The 12,775-nt window shown below is 45.5% G+C and carries 12 protein-coding genes; 8 read left to right on the top strand and 4 right to left on the bottom strand.

All coding sequences use genetic code 11. The features are described 5' to 3' along the window. Nucleotides 1–33: 33 nt before the first annotated feature. Nucleotides 34–1,524 (bottom strand): sensor domain-containing diguanylate cyclase, encoded by a 1,491-nt coding sequence (locus AR383_RS10490; protein ID WP_055733086.1) that lies wholly within the window; start codon nt 1,522–1,524, stop codon nt 34–36. Between the two features lie 87 nt (nt 1,525–1,611). On the opposite strand from AR383_RS10490, the gene AR383_RS10485 reads away from it, so the two are divergent. Then, entirely contained in the window at nt 1,612–2,646 is a 1,035-nt protein-coding gene (locus tag AR383_RS10485; RefSeq protein ID WP_055733085.1) for an acyltransferase, read from the top strand. A 26-nt stretch (nt 2,647–2,672) separates the two neighbouring features. Here the strand turns inward: AR383_RS10485 and AR383_RS10480 are convergent, their stop codons facing one another. Then, nucleotides 2,673–3,215 carry a thioredoxin family protein gene (locus AR383_RS10480; protein WP_055733084.1) on the bottom strand — a complete coding sequence of 181 codons (543 nt, stop codon included), beginning with the start codon at nt 3,213–3,215 and terminating at the stop codon, nt 2,673–2,675. A gap of 150 nt (nt 3,216–3,365) precedes the next feature. On the opposite strand from AR383_RS10480, the gene AR383_RS10475 reads away from it, so the two are divergent. From AR383_RS10475 to AR383_RS10465, 3 genes are all read left to right on the top strand, one after another. Further along, the gene (locus tag AR383_RS10475) at nt 3,366–3,812 is read left to right on the top strand and encodes an HNH endonuclease (RefSeq protein WP_055733083.1); all 447 of its coding nucleotides are present in this window, start codon (nt 3,366–3,368) and stop codon (nt 3,810–3,812) included. 27 nt (nt 3,813–3,839) lie between these two features. Further along, on the top strand, nt 3,840–4,937 hold the full coding sequence (locus tag AR383_RS10470) for a DNA alkylation repair protein (RefSeq protein WP_055733082.1): 1,098 nt from the start codon (nt 3,840–3,842) through the stop codon (nt 4,935–4,937). A 228-nt stretch (nt 4,938–5,165) separates the two neighbouring features. Then, nucleotides 5,166–6,140 carry a choice-of-anchor A family protein gene (locus AR383_RS10465; RefSeq protein ID WP_055733081.1) on the top strand — a complete coding sequence of 325 codons (975 nt, stop codon included), beginning with the start codon at nt 5,166–5,168 and terminating at the stop codon, nt 6,138–6,140. 389 nt (nt 6,141–6,529) lie between these two features. Here the strand turns inward: AR383_RS10465 and AR383_RS10460 are convergent, their stop codons facing one another. Both AR383_RS10460 and ilvC read right to left on the bottom strand, forming a co-directional pair. Then, nucleotides 6,530–8,044, bottom strand: coding sequence for a KAP family P-loop NTPase fold protein (locus tag AR383_RS10460; RefSeq protein WP_188407569.1), 1,515 nt, complete (start codon nt 8,042–8,044; stop codon nt 6,530–6,532). Between the two features lie 374 nt (nt 8,045–8,418). After that, nucleotides 8,419–9,900 carry a ketol-acid reductoisomerase gene (ilvC, locus tag AR383_RS10455; RefSeq protein WP_055733079.1) on the bottom strand — a complete coding sequence of 494 codons (1,482 nt, stop codon included), beginning with the start codon at nt 9,898–9,900 and terminating at the stop codon, nt 8,419–8,421. 211 nt (nt 9,901–10,111) lie between these two features. Here ilvC and ilvY point away from each other — a divergent pair, with 211 nt between their 5' ends. The 4 genes from ilvY (at nt 10,112) to ubiK (ending at nt 12,566) form a co-directional block, all read left to right on the top strand. Continuing rightward, nucleotides 10,112–10,993, top strand: coding sequence for an HTH-type transcriptional activator IlvY (gene ilvY / locus AR383_RS10450; RefSeq protein ID WP_055733078.1), 882 nt, complete (start codon nt 10,112–10,114; stop codon nt 10,991–10,993). A 20-nt stretch (nt 10,994–11,013) separates the two neighbouring features. Continuing rightward, nucleotides 11,014–11,487, top strand: a complete 474-nt coding sequence (gene ybaK / locus AR383_RS10445) for a Cys-tRNA(Pro) deacylase (RefSeq protein WP_055733077.1) — start codon at nt 11,014–11,016, stop codon at nt 11,485–11,487. Further along, nucleotides 11,468–12,244, top strand: coding sequence for a substrate-binding periplasmic protein (locus tag AR383_RS10440; RefSeq protein WP_055733076.1), 777 nt, complete (start codon nt 11,468–11,470; stop codon nt 12,242–12,244). The genes ybaK and AR383_RS10440 overlap by 20 nt, the downstream gene beginning before the upstream one ends. A 67-nt stretch (nt 12,245–12,311) precedes the next feature. Continuing rightward, a complete protein-coding gene (gene ubiK, locus AR383_RS10435; RefSeq protein ID WP_055733075.1) occupies nt 12,312–12,566 on the top strand; it encodes a ubiquinone biosynthesis accessory factor UbiK in 255 nt (84 codons plus the stop codon). The last annotated feature ends 209 nt before the right edge of the window (nt 12,567–12,775 follow it).

Raw genomic sequence — 12,775 nt, 5'->3', positions numbered from 1 at the left:
GCAAACCACCGGCTCAGCCGGTGGTTTTTTCTGCTACTCGGCAATTTGGCTACGATTTCGTCCCTGCTGTTTAGCCTGATACATCGCCTTGTCGGCTCTATCTATCAACAAACTAGCCAGTACTTCGTGGGTTTTGATTTGGGCCACCCCGCAGCTAATGCTGAGGTTTATCTGGTGTTGATTTACCTCAAATGCTTGTTGGCTAATGGTAAGACGTATTTTTTCTGCCACTTCAAAAGCGGCTAAGGCATCACAGTTGGGCAGTAAAACGATGAACTCTTCACCGCCCCAACGACAAACTACGTCTGATTGGCGCACTTGTTCTAGACAGAGTTTGGAGACTTGTTTGAGCACTTCATCACCAACTAAGTGGCCATGTTGGTCGTTGATCTGTTTAAAATGGTCGATATCGAAGATGATCAACGAGCAAGCCTGTTTGGCGCGTTGCTGAATATCCAATACTTGTTCTAGATGGAATTCAAAACTTTGTCGATTATAAACTCCGGTCAATTTGTCGGTGGTGGCCAGGGTTTCTAAGCGTCGTTGATAGCGACCGAGAGTGAGGTTAGCCAGTATTAACATTAGTAGCGTAATTAAGCTGCTGATGGCTAAGTTAAACCACAGGGTGTGTTTTAATTGCACGCTCGCCGGTAAATCTTGCTGCTCTACAATTAGATACCAGTTAAATTCTGGAATATAACGGGCATTTAAATAGTACTGCTGGTGGTGGTCTTTAAAGCGGTAACGTCCATTAGCCTGACTGAGTAACTCGGCCGCATGCTCGGCCAAGCCCTCGCGTAAACTAATATTGCGAGGCCCAGTATAGTCGGGGCCACTTAAACTCAGGTTACCCAGCGGGTCAATAAAATAAACACTGCGTTGGTAGCGTTTTTGGTAGAGTTGAATTAGCTGCTTAACCGCTTCAATGTTTAAGCCAACACCGGTCACGCCAATTAATTGGTTGTTAAAATCAAATACTTTGTAATTAACAAATACCGTGGTGCGGCTGGTATCGGCGGTATCGTAATCAATATTGATTTCGTAGTCTTGTTCTGGCGGCAGCTGAATGACTCGGTAAAACCACGCATCGTCGGGGTTATTTATCGACAAGGTTTTAAGGATGCCATTGGGGTGATAATAGCGGGCCGATTTTAGCGAGACAAAGAAGGCGGTAATGGTTTGATAGCGCTGCTGAATGTTACTTAAGTAGCGAATAATATCTTGGCTGGGGTGTTCATCATTAATCGCCCAATCACGCACAAAGGTATCTTGCGCCATTAAGGAGGAAATAAATATTGGCTGCAATAGATCGCGTTGAATTTCTGAGTAGACGTTATCGCTGGTAAGAGGAAGGTGGTTATTTTCGACTTGCTCTCTTAAGGATTGATAAGCCACTTGATAACTTAACCAAGCGCATAACCAAAAGGCACACAGCAGCATCACAGACAGCAGTAAGATGAACTTACGTTTGTCAGTCCATGGACTAAATTTTGGCAATTGCACTCCTTGCAAACTGGCCTTCATTCAAGCTCTTAGTGTAAAGTTAAAGCTAGGTCGAGGCAACAGACTCGCCGCTTATTCGATTTCTATTAGCTCAAGGTTGCACCCATCATGGCTCAAGCTCCAGCCGCTAGACCCGCACTGTTTTATATTGAATGTTTGCGTTTTATCGCTGCCATTGCCGTTGTTGTAATTCATGTCCTTGGCCCATATCGAGAGTTAGTGGCTGAATTGCCTTGGCATCAGTGGTTGCCGCCGGTCAGCCTGAACGCGATGAGCCGCTGGGCGGTGCCAATATTTGTGATGGTGAGTGGAGCCTTATTGATGTCGGACCAACGTCCGTTCAATGCTGCTTATTACTTGCGACGTCGTTTGGCGAAAGTATTGCTACCGTTTTTGGCATGGACGGTAATTTACGCGCTGATTGGTGGTTTTCAAGATGGGGTTTGGTCTTGGCAGGTGAGTGCCGAGCTACTGGAGAACTCGCCTAATGAACATACCTGGTATCACCTGTGGTTTTTCTACGACTTTATCCCCTTGTATTTTGTGATCCCCTTATTGGCGCCGCTGGTGAATAAAATGGAGCCGCAGCGGGTATTATTATTGTTAGCCGCATGGTTAGTGCTCACGCTAATGTATTGGCTCAAGGTAGAAACGCCACTACGGCAAAATATTATTATGTACTCCGGCTATTTGCTGATGGGCTGGTATTTGTTTAATCATGACCAACGAGGCCAGCTTAAGTTTTGGCTGGCTACCGGCGCGGCCATGTTGGCTTTTAATGTGCTGGGTAGCGCTTATTATATTTGGCAACAAGGTGAATATAGCAGCGTATTTATGGGTTATAAGAGCCTTAATACCGCGGTGATAGCCATCAGTTTATTTGTATTGGTGAAAGCCTATGCCGAGCGAATTCCCCAGCGAGCGCGTCCCTTAATTAAAGCGGTGTCTAAATACAGTTTTGGTATTTATTTAGTGCATCCTTTGCTGCTTATTCCGGTGCGCGACCCAGCCAACGGGGTCTATCAGTGGTTTGCTCACTCCAGTATCGCTTTACTGGTGTTAACTGTAGCGACGCTGGTTTTGGCTTTTGCCTTCACTTGGTTGCTCACTCGCTCCAGTTTAACTCGTTGGTTGGTGCCTTAGGCTGGCGCTAGCCAGCCTTGTAGCGCTTATTTTTGCTTTTGTTCTAACCACTGGCTGAACTGACTGCGTGAATGCAGCCCGGTGAGGCGGCCGGTCTCTGTTTGGTTTTTTAATAACAGTAATACCGGCATTTCTGTTAGGTGATACTGTTCTATTAGCGCTGGCTGCTCGTCGACATTCACCAGCTCAATTTGTTGTTGGTGTTCGGCGTTATACACCTGAATTAAATCGCTAAAAATTTCGCTATCCTCCTGCCAGTTGGCCACGAAGGCTAATATTTTATAAGGCTCTGGTAGGCGGCGAATAATGTCTAGACACAAGCCTTCAGCGTTATATTCACGACAGCTCCAAACATAGCCGAAGGCATTGATTTCTTGTTGGTAAAAGTAGCGCCCTTGGTCAAAGATACAGGGGCAAGGCACATTTTTGTTCATTTCTCCGTATTGATCTTGGAAGTGGGCGACTTCGCGGCTATTGGCTTTAAACGTGGTGGTGTCGGTATTTTCGAAGGCTGTGGCTGCTCCAATGTTAAGCAGCAATAGGCCAGCAACAAGTAAACGCAATAACATGATTATCTCCATCCCTAGAAAGTAAGCGATGATTATGCCGACCCCTTTGAGTAAATATCTTTGTAGTAAAACAAACTTAGCTCATCTTTCGCCGCTGAATTAATTCCCTTATGCTGTTGACTTAGCATCAGCTTGCCGTGTGGGAGAAATATGTATCAAGTGAGTTATGCGGTTGCTGGCCGCACCCGCAGAAAGCCCTATCAAACCGAGGCCGGAGCCAAGCGCGCGATACTGCGCTGGTTGCAACAACATCAGTCTAGCGAGGGATGCCGTGCCATTTTATATAGCCCGGATGAAGCTCCACTTAGCTTTAGTGATGCCAGTGAGCTGGATGAAGTAGCAAGTCAACAGGTTAATTTTTACAGTAGCCAAGCTTGGTTGAACTTACGTAGACAAGTATTTGAGCGGGATAATAATCGCTGTGCTTGTTGCGGGGCTTCGCCAGCGCATGACCCTAATACCGTACTTCATGTGGATCACATCAAACCGCGCTCAAGTCATCCTGAATTGGCCTTAGATATCGATAATTTACAAATATTATGCGCAGCATGTAACTTGGGAAAATCCAACCTCTCGCAGCGAAAATGGCGTGAGTAAGTAGTTAAGCACAGTGAGCAGCAGGTAATGAAAAACAGCCTTTCCACAGCGGTAGTCCAAGCGATGGCAGATAGTTTGCTGGCCGTTTACCCAGATTTTAAGCGTGAGCATTTTGTGGCTTTAGCCAGCGATGGGCTGGCCAGCTTAGAGCTTAAACAACGAGTGCAGCATATTATTAATGCCTTAGTGCAGCACCTGCCGCAGGACTTTGCCCATAGCGCCAAGTTATTAACCGCCTTGCCAGACTATTGGGATGCCTTGCCAGAAGCTGAGCGAATGAGCGGCTTTGCGGTGTGGCCCTTAATTGACTATGTTGCCGTTGCCGGTCTTGAGCAACCGCAATTAGCCTATACGGTGCTGGCGGCTTTAACGCCTCGCTTTAGCGCCGAGTTTGCTATTCGTCCTTTTATCGAGCGTTACCCAGAACAAAGCTGGCGGCAGTTATTGGTTTGGAGCCAGGCTGAAGACGAGCATTTGCGGCGTTTAGCCAGTGAAGGCTGTCGCCCACGTTTGCCTTGGGGCAAACAACTAAAGGACTTAATTGCCGATCCTAGCCCAATATTACCGATAGTAGATGCACTAAAAGATGATGCTAGCTTATACGTGCGTCGTTCGGTGGCCAATAATTTGAATGACATTAGCAAAGACCACCCAGAGTGGGTGCTAGATTTATGTCAGTCTTGGCTGGCTAATGCGAGCAAGCCGCGCCAATGGCTGATTAAACATGCAACCCGAAGTTTAATAAAACAAGGCCACCCGAGAAGCTTTACCTTATTGGGTTACACTGCGAAGCCCGCGCTAGTAGTGGAAGAGTTTGCCTTATTGAACCAGCAAGTGAAGCAGGGGCAGGCGCTCACTTTTGGTTTTGCCCTGCGAGCTACCCAGCCACAGCAAAACTGGGTGGTAGATTACGCCGTACATTTCATGAAGGCCAATGGCCAGAAGGCTGCCAAGGTATTTAAGTTAAAAAATATAGCCTTAACCAAAGATGAGTGTTTTGCTATGGAAAAAAGCCATTCTTTTAAGCCAATTTCTACTCGTAACTATTATGCTGGAGAGCATTCTGTTGCCCTGCATGTAAACGGGCAGGAAGTGGCGAGAAGGACATTTTACCTGGAGGATTAAGCTGCACCTGACTGTCAACGTTTTTTACAGTGTATGCCATATTGTATGTTCATTTATTAGAGTCGTTGCTCCAATTGCATGATTTGTATGATCTTTTGAAAGTTGGTTCGGTTCCTGCTTAACGGCTTGGTCAATTTATTATGCTTGTTTGTAATTGTTTGAAAAATATTAATATAATTTCATTTGTGTTATTTTTGAGCAAGTGCTGTACTGATAGGAAAAGTTTTTATGTATTTGGGGATTTCTCGTCGTTTGCTTAGTCTGGCTGCTGCATGGGCATTTTCACTTAGCGCTCAGGCCGGCGTGCTTAATGACTACAACCTCATTTTGACCGGTGATTACCACTACCAAGGTGGTGAAGTAGAAGGCCGTACGCTGTTAGGTGGTAGTTTAAACGCAGCTGGGCATTCGCCAACTTTTGCTATTCGTGAAACCACTAGCGTGGGTGTAGACAGTGTGACCATAGTAGGGGATGTCAATGCTTCTAACATTAACCTCAACGCCGGTAGCTTAAGTTATGGCGGTGCTTACAATGTTGCGGGTAATGTTAACCTTAATGGTGGCGGTAGCTCCGTTCAAAGCATTAATGCGGTTAACCCATTCGATTTGGCTGCGACCTTTGCGGCGGTGGAGGCGGAGCTGCGTGCGGACTCTGCCTATTTCGCCAGCCTGCCAAGTAACGCAGTATTAAACGGTAGCCACTTGTCTTATAGCGGTAGCCAAGACCTTGCGGTATTTAATGTCGATTTCGCCGACATCTTCGCCCAGAACAACAATTTGTCTTTAGATGCAGGCATGGCTGAAACCGTAGTGATTAATGTGACGGGCTATGACGTTGATATTGCTGGTGGCGTAAACTTAACCGGCAATGGTTTTACCAAACAAAGCGACGCCAACAACCTAGGGGCCAGCAATATTCTTTGGAATTTCGTTGAGGCCGAATCTATAGACTTTAATAACTTGGCTGTGGTGGGTTCGGTACTTGCCTTGGACGCCGACATCACTGGCGGCGCGGTATTTGATGGCAGTGTAGCGGCGCAGAGTTATAGCGGCGCGCGCGAGTTCCATAGCCATGGCTTTGATTGGCAGCAACCGCAATTATTACCGGCTTTACCCCCTGCACCAGTCAGCGAAAGCTCCAGCTTAATGTTATTGCTAATGGGCTTGTTGTTGGTGGCTTTATCGCGGTGGCGTCATCGTTAGTCGGTCACTTTGTTTTATAGAAGGCCTCAAGATTGAGGCCTTTTTTGATGGTGCAACCCGTCTTAAATAGGGTTTTGGCTAGGGCGAGTTAGTTTTAATTATTTATGAGCCTATAAGAGCAAAAGCTTCTTTGCTGTATGTGTTTCGAACTAGTCGATTGATAGCGTCAGCTGATAGTGCTGATTTTGCCCTGACGGCGATATACTTTTCTTTGCTGGCCTAAGAAAAGTATACAAAAGAAAGGCCACCCCGCATCTTCTTAATTCCTGCGTTGCTCATCAAACAGCGCGCCTGCGCAACTCGCTTCGCTCAAACAGTGCTCGGCTTTATCGCTGTTTGGCTGCGCTACTCGGCGAAGATGAAGGGACTCGGTGTGGCTATCTTCAGTGTTATTCAAAGCTAGTGGTTAGTTCTACCCAGTCTTGATATTTGGTTCTTGGTATGTTCATTTTTAACAGCTCAAGGCCTATCATATCGAATGTATTAATACTATGCCCGTGTTTGTAAGATTTCGATATGTTATCTAAAAATTCCGGTGCCTCCGTTTTTATTAACAAGTTTAGCTGAGTTGCCCATAAGCCTCGATAGTCGACTTCGTATTTATCATCTTTAAAATCCAAGTCTCTTGAAATACGATCTATTACTATTTGCATATCAGGGAAGTTAATGGTGGGCGTGACTTTTATATTAACTTTATTCTTCAATCTTACATTAGGAAGCATAGCTTGAATCGAATCAGCTCTAATCAAGCTGGTTGCGTTTTGGTTTTCCACTAAAGTTTGATAATACTCTTTATACTTATCATGAATAATTATTAATGAACATAGCTGCAGTAAGTCGACTTTCTCATCACGAAGGTTGACTAGAATAGCGAGAACTTTATCTACTAGTTGTTCAGTTTCTCGTAGAGACAAAGTATAGATATCTGATATGGAAGCTAACAACTCGAAAAAGTAGTCTTTGTCGCCATCTAATTGCGGCCAGATTTTTGGAAAAAACTCATCTGTTTGCGCGTTGGTTAAATAATCAAGGTGGTTGGAGATGAATTCTAAGCGTGGTTGTTCTTTTAGCGTGCAGCGACGTTTGAAAAAGCGTCCTAGGTAAACGTTGGCATCAAAGTCGTTACCATAAACGGCTTTAACTGCATGCTGTAGTTGCTCAGTGTCGGTGGCTACTACAAATATTACGTTTGGCATATCGAAGAAGTGTTTGATCACCTCTAACATCTCGACCGCGTAGGATGGGCGGCAGCGATCGAGTTCATCCACAAAAATAAAAGTAGGGTTTTGCTTTTCTGAGCAGCCTTTTACTGCATCGATAAAGGCGGTGATACTGGTTTTAAAATCGTCGATGCTTTTGAGTTTTTGTTCGTGGTCTTTAAACATAGCTGCGACGACTTTACCCGCTGCATCGGTAAATTCTGGGCTGTTGGTGAAGTTGTCACTAGTGCCTTTTTCTATTACTTCGTCTAGGTTTACACCACTGGCTTTTTTGATTAAGGCTTTGGTTATCTCGGGCGCGGCATGTTTGCAAAAGCCCCACACCTTACTTCCTATTTTTCTTATTGCTTGTTCATCTTTATCTTGTGATTGGTCGCGAAGTTGAGCGGTAATAGAAGCGACTACCGTCATCATTGGATCATCAGAGAAGTCTTGTTTCCAAGCATCGATATAAACCGTGGGGTGCTTTTCTTTGATAGATGCTTGCCATCGTTTTAGAAAGTAGGTTTTGCCTGTACCCCAACTAGAGTTGAGATTGAGCACGTAGCCTGTGGAAGAATGGGCAAGGAGAAACTTGGTTAGAAATTTAGCGTAAGTAGCGCGGTTAAGTTTGTCGGCAGAAAACTTTTCATTGTTTTCTGTTGTTAGAAGGGTATTCCAATTAAAGTTATAGTTTCTATCCACCACTTAATGCTCTCCACCTTTTCTTATTGAGTAAAGTTATCATAAGTCACCAAGCTTATGATCTTACTTTGTATTTATAATCACATCATCTTCGCCGAGTAGCGTAAATGAACAAGGGATATAAGTTGAAGTCTGTTTGAGCGTAGTGTTTACTTCAACGCCCTTGTGAATGCGCAACGCAGGATCTAAGAAGATGCAGAGCGAGCTTTCTTTTTGCTTCGTTTTTTTTCTCGTAAAAGAAAAATGACGTCGCCGAAGGCGAAAGAAATAGCTTTTGATCCAATGCGGAGCATTAAAAACAAAAAGCCCCGAGCTTGGCTCGGGGCTTGGTATTTTCTGCCTTAGCTAATCGTCATTAGCTAACAGCGAGAAGCTTAACCACCTACGGCGATTTTCTTCATGTCTTTCATGTAGCCACGTAGTTTCTTACCTACGATTTCTACAGGGTGGCTGCGTAGTGCTTCGTTTACTTCGATAAGGCGAGCGTTATCAACGCCGTTGCTTTGCTCTTCAAAACCTTTACCAATGTACTCTAGGCTGATGTTGTTCACGGTGTCGCGCAATAGTGGCACGGCAGCGTGAGAGAATAGGTAACAACCATATTCTGCAGTATCAGAGATTACTACGTTCATTTCATATAAACGCTTACGAGCAATGGTGTTAGCAATTAGCGGAGTTTCGTGTAGAGACTCGTAGTAAGCACTTTCTTCGATGATGCCAGCAGCAACCATGGTTTCGAAGGCTAGCTCAACGCCAGCTTTCACTAGGGCAACCAATAAAATGCCTTTGTCGAAGAATTCTTGCTCGGTAATTTCTACGTCTGATACTGGGGCATTTTCAAAGCCGCTTTGGCCGGTTTCTTCACGCCATTTCAGTAGGTTAACGTCGTCGTTAGCCCAGTCTTTCATCATGGTTGAAGAGAATTCGCCTTCGATGATGTCGTCCATGTGTTTTTCAAACAGTGGACGCATTAGGTCTTTAAGCTCGTCGGCTAGGTCGAAACACTTGATCTTAGCTGGGTTAGATAGACGGTCTACCATGTTGGTAATACCACCGTGCTTAAGCGCTTCGGTTACAGTTTCCCAACCAAATTGAATGAGTTTAGCAGCGTAGCCAGCGTCTAAACCTTCAGCAACCATCTTGTCGTAGGCCAAAATCGCACCAGTTTGTAGCACACCACAAAGAATGGTTTGCTCACCCATTAGGTCAGATTTAACTTCGGCAACAAAAGAAGACTCTAGTACGCCAGCACGGTCACCACCGGTGGCAGAAGCGTAGGCTTTAGCAATCGCTAGGCCGTTACCTTGAGGGTCGTTCTCTGGGTGAACAGCGATTAGGGTTGGTACACCAAAACCGCGTTTGTATTCTTCGCGTACTTCAGTACCTGGACACTTAGGCGCCACCATCACTACGGTGATGTCTTTACGTACTTGCATGCCTTCTTCAACAATGTTGAAGCCGTGAGAGTAGGCTAAAGTTGCGCCTTCTTTCATTAGTGGCATTACAGTTTCAACAACGTTGCTGTGTTGTTTGTCTGGAGTTAGGTTTAGTACCATGTCGGCTTGAGGAATCAATTCTTCGTAAGTGCCAACTTTAAAACCGTTGTCGGTAGCTTGAACGAAAGACGCGCGTTTTTCTTTGATGGCGGCTTCGCGTAAAGCGTAAGAAATGTTTAGGCCTGAATCGCGCATGTTTAGGCCTTGGTTTAGACCTTGAGCACCACAGCCCACCACAACGATGTTCCAATCTTTAATAAAGTTACAACCATCAGCAAATTCGCTGCGATCCATAAAACGACATTTACCTAATTGCTCTAGCTTTTCGCGTAGGCTTAGGGTGTTGAAATAATTAGCCATGTTCGACTCCGTAAAAATAGCGTTAATTAATGATGATTGTTTGGTTCGTTGTGTTTACGAGATCCCAAGGCACCTCTTTGGATGCGTTTCTTATTGCTGTCTCGTGATGGGCTCAATATAAACCTAAAATTGAATTGCGTAAAATGATGATTTTGGGATATTGTATTGCACAAAGTGAAATACAAGCTGTTTGGCAAAAGAAGGAAAACCCGTGGATGTAAGAAGTGTCGAATTGTTTTTACACCTAAGCCAAAGCCTGCATTTTGCTAAAACCAGTCGCGCCATGCATGTTAGTGCCTCTACCTTGAGCCGAGTGATTCAACGTTTGGAAGACGAGCTGGGCAGTAGTTTGTTTATTCGCGACAAACGCAGTGTACAACTCACTCATGCAGGGCTGCGCTTTCGTAGTTTTGCCGAGCAATGGTTAGAGCAATGGCGGCAGCTGCAAATGGATTTGTCTTTGCATTCCACCGAACTCGCCGGCGAGCTCACCATTTATTGTTCGGTGACGGCGAGTTACAGCCACCTTCCCGATATTTTAGATAAATACCGTCTATCCTGCCCTAAGGCCGACATTATGTTGGAAACCGGCGATGTGGCGCTGGCGGTTGATAAGGTCGCCAATGGCGAGGTCGACATCGCTTTGGCGGCGCGCCCAGAACACTTGCCCTTAAATATCGCTTTTGCCAGTATTGGTAAGGTGCCCTTATCGATTATTGGCCCCACCATTGCCTGCAATGTTCGTAAACTCTTGGTACAAGATCCAATACCTTGGGAGCAAATACCGATTATTTTGCCCGAGCATGGTCCGGCGCGGGCGCGCATCGACCACTGGTTTAAGCAAATGGGTATTCGCCCCGATGTCTATGCTAAAGTGGCGGGACACGAGGCCATAGTCAGCATGGTAGCCTTAGGTGGTGGGGTGGGCATTGCCCCGCAAGTGGTGGTAGACAACAGCCCAGTGCGTGAGCGCATACAAAGCATTCCTGTGGGGGTAGAATTAGAGCCCTTCGACATGGGAATATGTATGTTGTCGCGCCGTTTACACGAGCCGCTAATGCAACGCTTTTGGCAAATAGCCGCCAATAATTAACAGATTAAAAAGAGGAAGACATGACGCCAGCAGTGCAGCAGCTTAAAAAAGCCAAACAAGTCTTTCAGCTTTTAGAATATAAAAGCGATCCTCAGCAGGGTAACTTTGGCTTGGATAGCGCCGAAAAACTTGGCCTGCCTGCCGAGCAGGTGTTTAAAACCTTAGTGGCCTGTGATGAACATAACCCTAAAACCATGGTGGTGGCGGTAGTGCCGGTTACTGGCCAACTCGACCTTAAAGCCCTAGCCAAAGCGGCTAAAATTAAAAAAATGCGCATGGCAGAGGTGCCGGTTGCCGAGCGCACTACCGGTTATGTAAAAGGGGGAATTAGCCCCTTTGGACAAAAAAAACGGCTAGCCACATTTGTCGATAGCAGTGCCGACAACTTAACGGAAATCGTGGTCAGTGCCGGTAAGCGCGGCTTGTCTTTGCAGCTAAATGCCAAGGTGCTAGCGACGGTGCTGGGGGCGCAATTTGTTACGCTTAGTCATTAGGTTTGTTTACTGCTTAAAAGTGAAAGGCTTAGCGCTATTACTGGTGTTGTTTAGCGTTGGCCTATCGGCTGAGTCCCTCGCTCCCGCAAAATTTGCTACCTCCATCATTAAACCTTGGGGTTATCTTGAGCCCGAACTGGTAGAACAAGGTTTACTGTTGCGTTTTGCCAGAGCGTTAAGTGCAGAAGCTAGCATAGCCATGAGCAATCAAATGCTTCCTTACCCGCGTGTGATTAAAGAAATCGCCAGTGGTGAAAGCGACTTTGCAGTGATGTTTGCTAGCCCTGAGTCAGATGCCATCGCCGTTGATCTGGGGCGAGTTGTTACGGTTAAAGTGTTGGCTTTGGCTAATGCGGGTGAAGCGCCTATTTCCAGTGTAAAACAATTGCACGGTAAGCGAGTCGGGGTAATGCGCGGCGCTGCTTATGGGCCTGAGATTGACGACAACCCTAACATCGAGCGGGTCAGTTTTAATCACATTGAGCAAGCACTTAAAATGTTGGTTTTAAATCGAATCGAGGTATTGGTGGCGACCAACTATTCAATTTATTACGGTTTGCAAGCCTTGCATATTCACGCTAATCAGGTCACGCCGGTATACCACCTTGCTACACGTTATGGGCATTTATATTGGTCGAAGCAGTCTTCGCAACAGCAACAAGCCGAGCGTCTTAAACAGGCCTTGCTTGGTTTGCGCGAGCGCGGAGAGTTGCAACGGATGTTCATGTTGGAAGGGGCCTTGGCCAAGCGTTATTAAGCCAAAGGGCTGAGCTTGAGCCAACTATTAAGCTTCTATAGAATGAGACCAAATTAAGGAGATTCGAATGATTAATCCGAGTAAGATTGAAGAAATAGCCAAACAAGTGAGCGAGCTGGTTCCTCCTGGCTTAAAAAATGTGGGCGATGAGTTTGAGCGCAAGGTGAAGCAAGTGGTGCAGGCCAAGCTGAGCCAACTCGATGTGGTTAACCGAGAAGACTTTGAGGTGCAAACTCAAGTACTGCTGCGCACTCGCCAAAAGCTCGCCGAATTAGAAGCCAAAGTGGCTGAGTTGGAAGCGAAGATTAATCAAAAAGATTAAACTCTTTTTCACTTACTTTAGACACTCGGTTTATTCATTACTAACAGGGGTCTTTTTAATAATATATAAAAGCCGACAATATAATTATTGTTGGTTTTTTGAACTATAAAATCCATTTCTTATTAGTTGCCAGCTTGGATGAGCCAGTTTTAAGCCTTTTAAAAATCAAAAGGCTTATTATTTGTAAGGTTTTTAGGACTTAACTTTTT

Source organism: Agarivorans gilvus (assembly GCF_001420915.1).
GTDB lineage: Bacteria > Pseudomonadota > Gammaproteobacteria > Enterobacterales > Celerinatantimonadaceae > Agarivorans > Agarivorans gilvus.
This window is presented reverse-complemented; position numbering and strand designations above follow the sequence as displayed.